Genomic DNA, 14,359 nt, shown 5'->3' with positions numbered 1-14,359 from the left:
GGCACCACTACAATCACGACCGACCGAATCAGGCGCTCGATGGACGAACGCCGATCGAGGAGGCTCTCAACTAGACACTGCCGTGATCACCGATCAGTGAGAACGCACCGTAATATTTGCGCTGGAATAACCAACGAACATAAGTGAATCGAGATTGGTTACTCTGACAGACCGAGTTCATCGAGACGTGACGCGATAACGTCGAGTGCGCGTTCGGCGTCTGTCGGGTTTTTTCCTCCTGTGATGACGACTTTGCCGCTTCCGAAGAGGAGGGTGACCACATCGGGATCGTCCAGGCGATAGACCAGTCCCGGGAATTGTTCGGGCTCGTATTCGATGTTTTCGAGACCGAAGCCAATAGCGATGGCGTTCAGATTGAGCGGATACCCGAGATCCCCACTCGAAACGATATTCTGGATGATGATCTCAGGATGGGGCAGAACGTCGATACCCAAACCACGAAGGTTATCGAAAACGATGTTGAGACTCTCGTGGGCATCGTCGATGCTTTTCGCGCCTGTGCAGACGATCTTGCCCGACCGGAAGATCAATGCGGCGGATTTTGGATCCTGGGTCCGGTAAATCGCCCCGGGGAATTTCTCTCGGTCGTACTCCGTTCCGTCGAGGTCTTCGGCGACCGCATCGAGGTCGAGTTCTTGACCCACCCCAGTTGAAGCGACGACATTCTCTATTGTGGGCGAATGAGTGACCGCATCCTCTCTTTCAAGGGACTGTTCCGAAGTGGTCATGCCTACTTGGAGAGTAGGCATTTAAATACGAAATAGCTGGTGGTTTCTCTACTGGATCATTACCTACCGCAATATTCATCGAGATGTCGATTTCGATCCATCGGCGCGTCCGTCTCTAAGGTACTTGTTTACCCCCAGAACGATTTCGTCACTCTCTCGTAGCTGCCATCTGATCGGTTCCGTAGATCAATGCAGCAGACGACTCGGGAGTCTCTGAGGGATGGTCTCCGGCGTGGAGACCATCCCGTGTCGTCTGTTTTCAACGGAGGTCTTGTTCGATGACCTCCAACGATTCTGATGAAGAACTGCTTGAGCGGATCGCTGCGCTCGAAGAAGAAAACAAGCGACTCAGAGCCAAGCTCCGGTGGTACGAAGGACCGCACACACCACCCAGCAAAGACCAATCGAACGCTGATGAGTCGTCGTCCTCGGATGACGAGGACGACGACGATTCCGCTCGCACTGACGGTGGAACACCTGGACGCAAACCCGGACACGACCCAGCCTTCCGAAACGCTCCTGATCCGGACAGGGAAGTTGAGGTTACCTGTGAGTGCTGTCCGGAGTGCGGTGAGCACTTTGACGAGTCGGAGGGCGTCAGCCCTCGACTCGTCGAAGAGATTCCCGATCCACAGCCGCCAGAAGCCACTCAGTACAACCGCCACTGCTACGAGTGCGACGCTTGTGGCGCTGAAACGGTTGCTTCACACTCCGACTGTCCCGACGAGGGACAGTTCGGGGTGAACGTCGTTGCGCAAGCAACCCTCTCCAAGTACGAGCATCGGCTACCCCATCGAAAGATCGTGGATCGATTCGACCAACTCCACGGACTGGAGTTCTCGCCCGCGTCCGCGTGGCGCGCGACCGAGCGCGCTGCGCGCGCCGGTCGCTGCGAGTACGAGCAGATCCGTGCCCAGATCCAGCACGCCGACGTGGTCCACGTCGACGAGACAGGACACAAGCTCGATGGGGAGCAAATCTGGCTCTGGACGTTCCGCACCGACCAGCAGACGCTGTACGCTATCCGCGAAAGCCGCGGCAGTGACGTTCCCGAAGAAGTCCTCGGAGAGGACTTCGACGGAACCATCGTCTGTGACGGCTGGACGGCGTATCCAGCCTTCAGCAGGAACCTCCAGCGGTGCTGGGCGCACATTCTGCGAGAGGCTGAGGATGTAGCCGATGATCACGCGGAAGCAGAACCGATCTACCGGATGCTCAAGCAGATGTACGTCGGTCTCCAGTCGTGGCTGGAGACCGACCCATCCGAGCGTCAGCGGAACCAGATGCGAAAATTGGCTCGAACAGGACTTGAAACGCTCGTTGACCGCTCAGTGAGCGACAGTCCAGTGGCGACACTACTCGGGAAAATCGCTGGGGGCTTGATCACTGGCTGACGTTCGTCGGCGAGTCAGCCGTCTCGCCGACGAACAACGCCGCCGAAAACGCCCTGCGTGAACCGGTGATCCTCCGCAAGCTCATTGGGACGCTTCGCAACGAGCGCGGGATGTTCGTTCACGAAACCGTGCTGTCCCTGCTGGCGACGTGGAGCCAGCAGGGACAGAATCCATACGAACAGCTCCAGCGGGTTGTCCGGGACAACGAGATGATTTCACCAACTCAGGCTGTTCCCGAAATTGCGTCGGGGTAAACACATACAGTTCATTAAACGGCAAACATCCACCGTTCACCGAATATGCCTGTAGGTAGCTCCGAAGACCGGTCTACGACGCTCTGAGGATCCAACTCGGTTACGCGAGTCGCTCCGCAATCCGATCGCGCAGGAACTGCCCGAATAGTGGGGCGTCGTTGAGGTGGATCAATCGCGCGATCGCAAGCGGACTACCCTCATTTGCATCCGCCAGCGTCCCCATTCCGAGGTTGTTCATGTCGCCCAGCAGCCGATCGTAGCGCTCGTTCGAGGCCAGATACAGGAGCCGCGTCATCAAGAGCCGGCGCTCGGCCTTGGGTGCGACGTCGCGGTGCCAGAGGGTGTCGTAGACCGACATGTTCGAATCCGAGGTGTCCCGTCGTTCGGACATCAGACACCGGTCGGCGGTGATCGCGGCCGCGCGGCCCGACTTCATACAGGTGTCGATCCCCTCGCCCCATAGTGGATCCACCGTCGGCACGGTGTCGCCGATCGCCATGAATCCCGGCGCATGGAGCCGATCGGGGGTCTGGATGTGCGCGGAGCCGCGGTGTTGGCCGCCCTCGTGACGCTTCGCGTTCGTCAGCCGCGGGTCGGTGTCAAGCCAGTGGTCGAGGTAGCCGTCAATGCTCCGGTCTCTCGTTTGGTGGTTCCGGTAGCGCTCGTTCTGGATGAAACACAGGCCGACCTTCGCGGTGTCCGCGCCGGTGTGAAAGATCCACGAGTAGCCGCCCGGTGCGAGATCGTGATCCAGCCGGAGCATCATGGCGTCCGTGAGGTCGGCGTAGCCATCGTGTTCGACCCTTATCCCATCCATCTCCCACTCGACGCCGATCGCCTGGTTCTTCCGTTCGAGGTCGCTCACATCGAGGGCCTTCGCCAGGGGCGCTGCCGGTCCGGTCGCGTCGATCACGATGTCGGCATAGACCTCCTGATCGCCGTTGTAGCGCACCCCGACCGCGTGGCCGTTCTCGGTGATCGGGGCGGTCGCACGTGCGTTGAAGCGATATTCCGCGCCTGCCTCGCGCCCGTCCTCGACGAGGAACTGCTTGAAATCCGCGAAGTCCATTACCGCACCCGGTTGGACTCTAGTAAAGTGATCGTTCGGAGATTCGAGCACGATCTTCTCAGTGTAGTTCATCACCACGTCGTCGGGCAAGCCGAACGCTCCCATCATCGAGGCGAAGGTCCCGGCGGTGGACTTGTTGCTCTGTCGAGGAAACTCCGCCTCGTTCTCGGTTTCGAGGACGAGCACGTCGTAGCCACGTCTGGCAACGTCGCGCGCACACTGAGCTCCGGCCGGACCGGCACCGGCGATCACTACCTCGTGTCGATCAAGCATAATTCCTTCCTTCACGTGGAATGTCGTCACAGTGCACCACCGGTACTGCGAACACCGCGAACCGGTTCGCGTATGCCATCGTCGGTCCGCCGCGGATCACTTCACGGAATCCACTCCCGTCGTCGCCTGTGGTCACGGTCGGATCGAACCAACAGAGGGAAAGTAAAAATACGTGGCGCCTCCGCAATCCAGATCATCCTCGCACGAGCCGAGGCGAACTACGACATCCCGTTCGACAACGATCAGTGGCGGCTCGAACGCGCGAAGGTCGACGCTGACGGAAGGAACTCCCGCCGTTCGACGCCCAGAGCGGACACCCACCCGTACCGACGAGAGGGCCAGAACAGTAGCTGTTTGCCGGAAAAAAGCGTTCGGAGCCAGCGACTATGCCTCGCCGCCTGCTCTCTTTCTCCGACGTATCGGCCAGAGGCATCGACGTCGTCACAGAGAAGAGTTCGAAAATGCGATCTTCCGGATTATTTTCAGAACGTCATCGGCGACAGCTACTGCATCTTCTGATCGCAGGATCATGCGTTTCAGTCTGTTAATCGGTGAGTTACTGATCCCACCCCGACGCTGTCTTGCGTTCAACAGGGCAAGGTGTCAGCAAAAGCCGATTCAGGAACACTGACCAAGCGGGTGAAATCGGTTCTTAGTCATCTGAGCCCACAGAATTCGTCTCAGTAAGACGCGCTGACTGATACAAGTATATCAGGCTTGGCAATTCGAAACAAGCGAGGAGATAGATGTCAGCGCTCGATATAGAGGGAGTATGTGATGATCGCGAATCCAAGCATCGTCAAGAAATTATCTATTGCGACGCCTGTTGCGAAGCCAACATTGAATACCTGATCGGCGATCCCTCCGAGGAGTGCCCCAAATGTGATGATCCCGAAACCAATTGCGAGGGCGCGTAATGAAGGGGCTCCTGTTCGTCGATGTGCCCGGTACGCGATATAGGTAATTCCTCCCCCTAAGAGCAGAATTGCGGTTTTGAGCACGATGATCGTCAACATTATCTGACTCATAGCTCATCACCCATTTCCGACCACATCTCAGCGAGGCGTTCATCTGCCGAAAGCGTCCGTCGATCAATTGCCACGTCGAACTGATCGCCGTCTCCTATCGAGATAGTCACATCGTTGAAATCTCGCTGATACCGCGTGATCCGGCCGCGCTCCGAATCAATATGGATGAGTTCTCGTACGAGCGAGGCCGTACTGAGGAGGTCCAGTTTGCGGTACACTGTCGACAGTGGAATCTCGCAGTGCTCTGTGAGTTCTTTGGCAGTCATAGGTTCATCAGTGTTTTTGAGAATATCTCGGCAGTCGGAATCATCCAGCGCATCGAGGACATTCTGAAGTGTCGGTCCGTCCTCGTTCTTCGCTGGATCGGTTTCCATCGTCGATTCTTATCTCGTGTGTAACGGGAATATGTGACCCGATTTGGTGGTCAGTGTTCTGGGGCTCATCACTCTTCATGCTGGGAAGCTGCCGTCATGCGATAATGCATGATGGGCGGACCTGTCGTATCGCGCTGGAGAGGATGCCCTGTTGTATCTGATTGGTCTGATTCCAGGGAGAGAATGCCGCTCGGTCACACCTTCGGATCATCCTTCTCATACTACGGGTCTCGGGTGCAGTTGTCGGAGAGCCGTTGTCGACCATTATTGGTGAGCTGGTAGCGACCGACACCGACCGGAGCAATGTGACCATAGTCGTGAAGTCGGCCACAGGTCCGGTCCACTGAGAGCGGGTGCTCATCCACCTGTTCAGTGATCTCCATAACGTGTAGAGGACCGAGATCATCGAGCGCTGTGAGGACGAGTTGTTCCATATTCTTAATTTCCTCCTCAGGCTTCTTCATATACATCAATGATTTCTTGATATCGATCTCGAATAGTGACATGGCACACCTGAGCTGTATCGCTCACCGTTGCCTGTGTGAGTCCTTCGTTAGTGAGGTGCGTTGCCGCGTACAGAGCCGCAGCGGCGAGCCCTGCTGGGCTCTTCCCACTGTGCTTTCCCTCGGCTTTCATCGTTTCTAAGAGATCGCGTGCGACACGCTCAGCTTCGTCACTTACCTCGAGGGTGGACGCGAACTGGCGAACGTACTGTAACGGATCAGCCGGTTCGACTTTGAGACCGAGCTCTCGGGATACATAGCGGTACGTGCGCTGGACTGGGGTTTTTTCAACGCGACTCACCGTGGTGAACTCGACCAGCGTTCGAGGTGTCCCGTGCTGACGAGCCGCGGCATACAGACATGCGGTCGCCATCCCCTCGATAGATCGACCCGGAAGGAGATCTTCTTCGACCGCTCGCTTGTAAAGTACGCCAGCAATCTCAGTGCAGGGTTCGGAAAGTCCGAGAGCACTGGCCATCCGGTTGATCTCTCCGAGTCCCTGCTTGAGAGTCCGTTCCTGAGCGTTCTTGGTCCGAAAGCGCTCGTCCCACGTGCGGAGACGCTGTAGTTGTGCCCGCTTCTGAGGAGTCAGCTGGTGGCCGTATGCGTCCTTGTCTTGCCAGCCAATGGTTGTACTGAGTCCCTTGTCATGTTTGAGGCGAGTGGTCGGTGCTCCTACGCGACTCCGATCTGCTGTTTCCTCGTCATCGAAATTGCGCCACTCCGGCCCACGATCGAGGGCATCTTCCGAGAGCACTAAGCCGCACTCGTCACAGACTGCTTCGCCGTGCTCTGCATCATCGACAATCCGCCCGCTACACTCGGGACAGGCCGAGCGTGATCGCCCTTCGGATCCGGCAGACTGTGTGTCGGGACCCCGACGACGTTCGTGTGGTCTGGTGCTCATCTCGTTCATAATTCTGGCAGCGGAGTTGAATCGGTTGAGCTACTCTTGATCGAGTGAGTCTCTCTATCAAAGATGGTCGGGCTAGTAGTATGACCGATCGGGGGATTCCCAGCTTCTGAGAATCCCCCCAAGGCGCAATGCTGTCGCCGTTCTTGAAGCTGTTCTCACCTATTGGGAATCCACCGACGATTGACTCACAACCGCACCTAACGGATACTCATGAACCGAGATCCGAGGAACGGGGCCAGTGTATGAGTCTAATTACACTGCTGAGTGCCGTTGACCCGGGGTGGGTGGCTTTCCTCTCTCCGGAGCTCGCGAGCCGAATGCAGTTCGGATGGACGATCTCCGTCCACATCATCTTCGCGTCCCTCTCGATCGGGCTCGCGCCATTTATCATCTACTTCACTTGGAAAGACGTGCGGACGAGCGAACAGCGTTATGCGCGATTGCGTTCGTTCTGGGTGAAGGTGTTCGCCGCTGGCTTCGTGATGGGTACTGTCACCGGGATTCCGATGAGCTTCCAGTTCGGCACGAACTTCCCGCAGTTCGCCGAGGTGGCCGGTGAACTGATCGGCGGCCCGCTGGCCTTCGAAGCGAAGATGGCGTTCTTTCTGGAGGCCGTCTTCCTCGGCGTATTGCTGTACGGCCGCGACCGCGTCGGGGACCGAACGTATCTCATCTCGTCGGTACTCGTCGGCTTCGGCGCTTGGCTGTCGGGGTTCTGGATTCTGATCGTCAACGCCTGGATGCAGACCCCACGGGGCTACGAGATGGTCACCCGCAACGGGATGGAGGTCGCCAAACTAACCGACCCGTTTGCCGCGTTCCTCACCCCACGAATGCCCTGGATGTACGTCCACATGATGAACGCGTCGGTGATTTCGGTCGCACTGCTGGTCGCTGGCGTCTCGGCGTACATCGTCTGGAAAAAGCCCGACACGGAAGTATGGAACACCGCACTCAAGCTGGCTGTCGTACTCCTGATCGTCTCCGCACCGTTTCAGGCGGTCCACGGCGACGCCTACGGCCGTCACGTCGAGGATACCCAGCCACAGAAGTTCGCCGCGATGGAGGCTCACTACGAGACGGGACAGGCCGACCTGCACCTACTCGCGTTTCCGAGGTCCCTCGAGGCACTTACCGACCCGCGCGCCGAGAACCTCGTCACCGTAAGCCTCCCCGCGGTCGGGTCATTCCTCGCTAGTGGCGGGGACTTTGACGCCGAGGTCATCGGACTGAATGAGTACGAGGAGAACCCTCCCGTAGCACTCGTGTTCTGGTCATTCCGCTTCATGGTCGGGCTCGGGTTCCTGTTTATCGGGCTGGCGCTGTGGGGGGGTTACCTCACGTACCGTGGACGGCTATCTGACAGCACACGCTACCTGAGGGCGATGATTGCTGCATCGCCACTCGGCTACGCCGCGTTACTCACCGGCTGGTACGTCACTGAGATCGGCCGCCAGCCGTGGGTCATCCAGGGCGAACTCAGGACCAGCGAGGCGGTCTCCTCGACACTGACCGGGACGGAAGCGACACTGACCCTAGTCGGGTTCGTCGTCGTCTACGTTGGGTTGGTGTTGACAGCCCTGTACGTCCTGAAGTGGCTGGTCCGGGAAGAACTCCAGGCGCTCGGTGTCGGAGAGTCGAGTGAGGGCCGCTGGCACGGTCCGATCCCGGGGGTGAGCGACGATGACTGACCCATTGTTGCCCGTCGACGCCTACCTCGTCGAGTGGCTGCCGGAGATATGGTTTGGTGCCGTGCTGTTCGCACTGGGGATGTACGTCGTCCTCGACGGATTCGACTTCGGCATCGGAATGCTGTACGCGACCCGGACGGACGAACACGAGCGGGAGACGTTCCTGTCGGCGTTCGGCCCGGTCTGGGATGCCAACGAGGTGTGGCTCGTCGCCTTCGGGACGATGCTACTGGCGGCGTTCCCGCGGGTATACTCCCGGCTCCTCGCGGACAACTATTTGCTCGTAATCGGGTTCGTCCTCGCGTTGGTGTTTCGCGGACTCGGCCCGGAACTTCGTGAGCAGCGCGACGACGAATGGTGGAAGCGCTACGCCGACTACGCCTTCGTCGGCGGCAGCGTGTTCGCGCCGCTGCTATTCGGGATGCTCGCCGGCCGCTGGCTGTTCGGCGGGGCGACGCTGCCAGTGGTGCTGACTGGTGTCGGCCTGGTCGCTGTCTCTGTCGTCACGGGTGCGGCGTTCCTCGCGGCCAAAACCGAACCCGGTCTGGCGTCGGAACTGCGTGCGTACGGCATCGGTGCGACACTGACGTACCTCGGCGGGGTGGTCGTGCTGCTGGGAACGGTTGTCCTGACCGATGCGGGCGGCGCTGCCGACACGGTGCTCTCGCTTCCCGTAGCTGCCGTCGTCGCCCTCTCGGTCGCCGTGGGGCTGGGCGGGAGCGTGCTGGCCAGACGCGGCCAGTACCGGGCCTGGCTGGCGAGCGCGCTGGCGCTCCCCACACTGTTGACGGTCTTGGTCGCAGTTCTGCTGTACCCGACGATCTATCCGCCGACCGAGCTGCTGGTTAGGGAAGCGGTCGTGTCGCCACTGGCGCTGAATCTCGTGACCGTCCTCGGGTTCCCGGTGCTGCTGCTGGTACTGTGGTACTTCAGGTTCCTCTACGGCGTGTTCAGCGGCCCGATCGAGGGTGAGGGCTACCGGGGGTAACCCCACCAACCTCTCGGCTTCCAGTCCTATGGGGCGTCTTTGTCGTCTCGGCGCTCGCGTTACACAGTCCGCTTCGACAGCCACGTTCAGAGCGTTTGTTCGACTCACTGTCGTATCACCAGACCCATCACGCCAAAACGTACGTGACAGGTCTTGCTGCGGCCCGCAGCAAGACCGTGACCGGGATCGCACGAGAAGTTCTGCCTGCTCAGGGCGAGCGAGCGCTCAACAAGTTCATCACTGAGTACGATTGGGACGAAGATCAGCTCAACCACGAGCGATTAGAGGAACTGCAAAAACACGGTGAAACACGCTGGTCACAGGATGGCTACATCGTCATCGACGATTCGGTGTTTCAGCGAACCGGGAAGGAACTTCCCGGTGCTGGAGAGTATTACGATCACACCGAAGGAGAACCCGTCTGGGGACAGGACCTCGTCTACGCGTTCTACACCGACGGCAAAACGTCCTATCCGCTCGTGTTTCGCCAGTACGAGAAAGCCGACGACGAAGACCAGGACGACGAGAACGAGACGAAGTACGATCTCGCTCGAGAGATGATCACGGAACTCGAAGAAGAGGTAGGTGTGCCTGCGGACACCTTCCTCTTCGATTCGTGGTTTGCCCACGATTCAAACCTGATCAAGCACGTCGAATCCTACGGCAAGGACTGGATCGGACCACTGCGGAGCAACCGGCAGGTGACCTTCGATAACGAGGAGATGCGCGTCGATGCGCTGGAAGAGCGCATCGACAAGGTAGAGCGAGAGATCGACGAGGAAACGTACAATATTTGGACGAAGACTGAGGGGGTTTCGTCCTCATAAGGACGTCTTTAGGTACACTGAGGAACGATGCCCGACCGTGACGACGGACGAACGATCGAACGTGCCAGCGGTGTCGAGGGCGCATTTCAGATCGGCAAAACCAACCATTGGACTCGGAAGTATGATGTCTCCCGACCAGTCCAGCGACCACGAACCACTCGAACAATGCGGTAACGCAGCAATACACGCCCGATGAATCCTCGTCTATCAGCGTGGTTCTTGCAATCGGGAACACAGACCCCAAACGGGACAGGAGCAAACGTCTCCGAGGTCATCTCGAATCCGAAAGTCGGTCCAGTTGGGGAGTTCCTTCATAGTCTGAATATTCCCTACTACAAGATACTCGGTGCGATGATCACGTTCGTCATCGCAGTGTTCGTGCTCTATTCACTCGGGCGGGCGTTCGTGGTTCCGTTCGTCAGTCGGTTGTTGAACCGTCGCGGACTCGATGCCCACGAAAAGAAACCATTGCTCCGTCTGACGAAGCTGTTGGTCACATTCGTCAGCATCGGTATCGCGTTTCGAGTCGCTGGCTATACGGGATTGCTCACCTCTCTGGCAGCGATTGGAGCCGCTGCGACGCTCGCGATCGGTTTCGCGCTCCAGGATACCCTTTCGAACTTCGTCGCCGGGGTGTTCATCTACACGGATCGGCCATTCCGAATCGGCGATTGGATCGAATGGGATGGTGGATCGTACGCCGGCACCGTTGAGGATATCTCCTTTCGAGTCACCCGAGTACGCACGTTCGACAACGAACTCCTCACCGTGCCGAACTCGGTGCTCACAGGAGGCGTCATCAAAAACCCAGTCGAGAAAGACGAACTCCGCCTCCAGTTCACCTTCGGTATCGGCTACGACGACGACATCGAGACAGCGACCGACATCATCATCGAGGAAGCCGAAAACCACCCGGACATCCTCGACGATCCAGCTCCTACGGTGCGAATGAGCACTGACGGTGCACTCGCCGATTCCTACGTTGGGCTCACCTCGCGTTTCTGGATCGCGGATCCTAATCGTGCAGATTTCCTGGAAACCCGCGGTGAGTACGTGACTAACGTTAAGCAGCGCTTTGACGAGGCTGGCATCGACATCCCCTACCCGCAAGTCGACCTCTCGGGAGGGATGGGGATCGAGAATCCACAACGGTTCCCCCAATCGGTCGAGTGACTGTAGCTGGATTCAACTATAGAGTATCGGCGTGGGCCGTTGGCTAGTGTTCGGCTTCACGTTGTAGTCGCCTAGTGAATGCCCATTGCTTCGATCTGTTCCTGATACCGATTCCGGATTGTGACTGTAGTCACCTGTGCAACGTCGGCGACTTCGCGCTGAGTCTTCTTCTCATTACAGAGCAATGAGGCAGCGTAGATTGCAGCCGCAGCGTACCCAGTCGGCGACTTTCCCGAGAGGAGCCCCTCTGCTGCGCTGGCTTCAATGACCTCCTTAGCTTTGGATTGGACTTCCTCACTTAGACCAAGGCTGGAACAAAACCGGGGAACATACTTCTGTGGATCGACCGGTCGCATTCCGAGTTCGAGTTCGCGGGCAATATAGCGGTAGGTCCGGCCGATCTCTTTCTGCTCGACGCGAGCGACATGAGTGACTTCCTCCAAGCTGCGGGGGATCCCTTCTTTGCGACAGGCAGCATAGAGAGCACCCGTGGCGACGGCCTCGATGGAGCGTCCGCGAATCAGATCTTCGGAGAGCGCACGCCGATAGATGACCGAGGCGACCTCTCGAACCGAACGGGGCACACCAAGCGCACTCGCCATCCGGTCGGTTTCACTGAGTGCAAACTGGAGATTGCGTTCACCGGCGTCTTTGGTTCGAACCCGCTCTTGCCACTTTCGGAGACGGTTCATCTGTGTCCGTTTTTCGGAGGACAGAGACCGGCCATAGGCGTCTTTGTCTTGCCATCCGATCTGAGTAGTGAGTCCCTTGTCGTGCATTGTCTGGGTGGTCGGCGCGCCAACGCGGGACTTGCTCTGGCGTTCTGCGTGGTTGAATGCTCGCCATTCAGGACCTCGGTCGATGTTATCGTCCTCAAGAATTAGGCCACAGTCCTCACAGACAAGTTCGCCTTGATCGGCACTTTTGATGAGACTGGCCGACTCACACTCGGGACAGGCTTGTTCGTCCTCCGTTTCCTGCGCTAGCTCCTCGGTTTCGGTGTTGCGCTCGCGCTGGCGGGTAGGACGCTCCATATGATTCTACAACAGTTCATGCGTAAGCCCCTGTCGCCGGCTCAATCCGAATTCTGGTATAAATTCCAACGTTTGAATCGAGAGAACGGACGTGTGTAGCGTAGGGAAGACGAGTTCCTCAACCAATCTGTGGCTGGATCGGTCATCCTTGAATTAGGATCCCTATCGGTGATCGCGCTGCTGGCCGTCTCCTCAATGCTGTCACAGCAATTGGCGAGCCTCAGAGGGACACAGCACCCGTCGAGCCGCGAAGGTGTATCGTCCCCAGACAGGGCAGTAGCGGCTCTCGTCACTAGGGGTGTTCATGAAACGAGATGGTTACCAGACACCGCAAGTAGTGTCCGGATATCGTGTTTATCGAGAGCCTTCGGTGACTGCAATACGGTTTACTCACTTCTCCCATGTCGGTCGGGGTGTTGGCGAGGGGAGGTTCTCGACGGCAGTTCGGAGGTCGTTTTCGGTCGTCCACGGATAGCAGCGGTCATGGAGTTCGAACAAGCGGAATTTGTTCGTGTGAACCCAGCTGTACGTCGTGGGTTCTGTCCCATCGTCTTCGCGTTCTTGGATGGCATCTTCGATCTCTTGGTCGGTAACACTGACGCCGACCTCCTGAGCACGAGTGAGGAGTGCGTCAAGCTCGTCTTGCTTTTCGTGGTCTTCGAGATCGTCTCTGAAATGGATTCGTAGGGCAGCATCGAGAAGGTTCGTGCGCGAGGCGATATTTGACTCGGCAAACCACGTATAGTCACGTGGGAGGACATGTGTTTTCGCGAAATACGGCGCGTCATCGATTTCGCCCAATTCGGGGGCTTCACCTCCACTTTCTTTCTCATAGACGCCAACGATGTAGTCAGTGTAAGCCGCTAGGAGAGTGAACATGACATCGAACATGGGGAGACGGTCTGTCGATATCTCGTCAAGATCGCCGAGGACGAACGGATACGCTCCCACTCGCTTGGTGAGTTCGTGCTGGACGATCCGGAGTCGTCGAAGGTACGGATCACGGTAGCTCCCGAGGATGAAATACGAGGTGCGCTGGCTCCGAAGGTACGGGAGTTCGCGCTGAACGAAGGACCAGATCTCGCGTTTTTCTGCGGGTTCGAGTTCGATATCACCGAGAGCGTCGCGAACGAGTGCCATGATTTCGGTCGCATCTGGCGGTGGAGCCGATGTATCCATTACTTTGTCGTGTTTCGGCGGTGGCTTATAGCCTTCGAACTACTTTGGGTTTTAGCATATATACCGATTTGCTTTGCCCGAACTGTTATACCGATGCACTTCTTATGGATGTATATGAGTGAAGCCGACACCAAGGACGCTGGTGGGCCGTTCGCAGAGCAGCGACGGATTTTCGATCTACTCTCCCAAGAGACACGCCATCTCACTATTCAGGAGATCCTCGGCCACCCCGAGCATCTGGTTTCGCTCGCCGAACTCGAGTATATGACTGGAAAAAGTCAGGCTGCCCTCAAGGACCAGCTGGAGAACCTGATTGAGGCGGGGCTCGTGGCTCAATACACCTACGAGCCGAGCACGGGGAAGCGTGATCTTCCCGCACAGTTCTACGGGTTCACTGAGCACGGCGTCCAAATCTTGTACGATTACAAGTACCTGCGCGGACTGCCGGTCGCTCGTGCTCTCTATGATCAGACGCGGAAAACCGAGAAGATCAAACGCCATGAGGCGGCCCCGCGTCCCGATCTGCCGAGCCCAGTCGCGGACGCGCTTGAATTCGATGAGCCTGAGCCTGATGCGACTGATGTGGAGGGTGGTAATCGTCACGATGCCCCTGTCGACGCCGATGGCAGCCAGTAGTTGAGACTGGCTGTCTCAATGCATACGGTTCCGATTGGCTCTGCTGGTATCCGGTTTATTAGATACTGATTGAGGTGAAACCGTTGTTAGATAGGGATATGAATTTACCAGTGGACCCAACCTCAGTAGTTCACAAAGCGGGTTAGGCGAACGGGCTGCTTGGTCGGTTGATGCAGCCGGACCAAGCAGCCAACGAACTCACCGAAGAGCAGGTGCTTAACTTTCTCGTCAACACTCTCGACGAGGAGATCGATATCGAACTCGGCGAAAA

At 57.9% G+C, this 14,359-nt stretch carries 11 protein-coding genes and 3 pseudogenes; 7 read left to right on the top strand and 7 right to left on the bottom strand.

Features of this window, described 5'->3' with window-relative positions; genetic code table 11:
- Positions 1–158: 158 nt before the first annotated feature.
- Entirely contained in the window at positions 159–749 is a 591-nt protein-coding gene (locus PHA81_RS20245) for a TATA-box-binding protein (protein WP_273838634.1), read from the bottom strand.
- A gap of 220 nt (positions 750–969) precedes the next feature.
- On the opposite strand from PHA81_RS20245, the pseudogene PHA81_RS20240 reads away from it, so the two are divergent.
- A pseudogene (locus PHA81_RS20240) lies at positions 970–2,397 on the top strand (IS66 family transposase).
- Positions 2,398–2,497: 100 nt separating this feature from the next.
- On the opposite strand, the gene PHA81_RS20235 reads toward PHA81_RS20240, so the two are convergent.
- Complete coding sequence (locus PHA81_RS20235; protein WP_273838632.1) at positions 2,498–3,739, bottom strand: digeranylgeranylglycerophospholipid reductase; 1,242 nt, start codon at positions 3,737–3,739, stop codon at positions 2,498–2,500.
- 180 nt (positions 3,740–3,919) lie between these two features.
- On the opposite strand from PHA81_RS20235, the pseudogene PHA81_RS20230 reads away from it, so the two are divergent.
- Positions 3,920–4,089: pseudogene (locus tag PHA81_RS20230) on the top strand (resolvase); the annotation flags it as partial.
- Between the two features lie 399 nt (positions 4,090–4,488).
- Here PHA81_RS20230 and PHA81_RS20225 read toward each other — a convergent pair.
- From PHA81_RS20225 to PHA81_RS20215, 3 genes are all read right to left on the bottom strand, one after another.
- Positions 4,489–4,767 (bottom strand): hypothetical protein, encoded by a 279-nt coding sequence (locus tag PHA81_RS20225; RefSeq protein ID WP_273838630.1) that lies wholly within the window; start codon positions 4,765–4,767, stop codon positions 4,489–4,491.
- Entirely contained in the window at positions 4,764–5,141 is a 378-nt protein-coding gene (locus PHA81_RS20220) for a helix-turn-helix domain-containing protein (RefSeq protein WP_273838629.1), read from the bottom strand. The genes PHA81_RS20225 and PHA81_RS20220 overlap by 4 nt, the downstream gene beginning before the upstream one ends.
- A 450-nt stretch (positions 5,142–5,591) precedes the next feature.
- The gene (locus PHA81_RS20215) at positions 5,592–6,560 is read right to left on the bottom strand and encodes a TFIIB-type zinc ribbon-containing protein (RefSeq protein ID WP_273838627.1); all 969 of its coding nucleotides are present in this window, start codon (positions 6,558–6,560) and stop codon (positions 5,592–5,594) included.
- A 242-nt stretch (positions 6,561–6,802) separates the two neighbouring features.
- Here PHA81_RS20215 and PHA81_RS20210 point away from each other — a divergent pair, with 242 nt between their 5' ends.
- The 4 genes and pseudogenes from PHA81_RS20210 (at position 6,803) to PHA81_RS20195 (ending at position 11,239) form a co-directional block, all read left to right on the top strand.
- Entirely contained in the window at positions 6,803–8,251 is a 1,449-nt protein-coding gene (locus PHA81_RS20210; protein WP_273838625.1) for a cytochrome ubiquinol oxidase subunit I, read from the top strand.
- The gene (locus PHA81_RS20205) at positions 8,244–9,239 is read left to right on the top strand and encodes a cytochrome d ubiquinol oxidase subunit II (RefSeq protein ID WP_273838623.1); all 996 of its coding nucleotides are present in this window, start codon (positions 8,244–8,246) and stop codon (positions 9,237–9,239) included. Before PHA81_RS20210 ends, PHA81_RS20205 begins: the two co-directional genes overlap by 8 nt.
- Positions 9,240–9,334: 95 nt before the next feature.
- A pseudogene (locus PHA81_RS20200) lies at positions 9,335–10,042 on the top strand (IS701 family transposase); the annotation flags it as partial.
- Between the two features lie 216 nt (positions 10,043–10,258).
- Positions 10,259–11,239: a mechanosensitive ion channel family protein gene (locus PHA81_RS20195; protein WP_273838621.1), complete on the top strand. Its 981-nt coding sequence runs from the start codon at positions 10,259–10,261 to the stop codon at positions 11,237–11,239.
- 71 nt (positions 11,240–11,310) lie between these two features.
- Here the strand turns inward: PHA81_RS20195 and PHA81_RS20190 are convergent, their stop codons facing one another.
- Both PHA81_RS20190 and PHA81_RS20185 read right to left on the bottom strand, forming a co-directional pair.
- Positions 11,311–12,273, bottom strand: a complete 963-nt coding sequence (locus PHA81_RS20190; RefSeq protein ID WP_273838620.1) for a transcription initiation factor IIB — start codon at positions 12,271–12,273, stop codon at positions 11,311–11,313.
- A 390-nt stretch (positions 12,274–12,663) separates the two neighbouring features.
- Positions 12,664–13,452 (bottom strand): hypothetical protein, encoded by a 789-nt coding sequence (locus PHA81_RS20185; RefSeq protein ID WP_273838618.1) that lies wholly within the window; start codon positions 13,450–13,452, stop codon positions 12,664–12,666.
- Positions 13,453–13,566: 114 nt separating this feature from the next.
- Here PHA81_RS20185 and PHA81_RS20180 point away from each other — a divergent pair, with 114 nt between their 5' ends.
- Positions 13,567–14,088 carry an ArsR family transcriptional regulator gene (locus PHA81_RS20180; RefSeq protein WP_273838617.1) on the top strand — a complete coding sequence of 174 codons (522 nt, stop codon included), beginning with the start codon at positions 13,567–13,569 and terminating at the stop codon, positions 14,086–14,088.
- The last annotated feature ends 271 nt before the right edge of the window (positions 14,089–14,359 follow it).

Source organism: Halococcus sp. PRR34 (assembly GCF_028617175.1).
GTDB lineage: Archaea > Halobacteriota > Halobacteria > Halobacteriales > Halococcaceae > Halococcus > Halococcus salifodinae.
The sequence above is the reverse complement of the archived record's forward strand: the minus strand, read 5'-3'. Positions and strand labels throughout refer to the sequence as shown.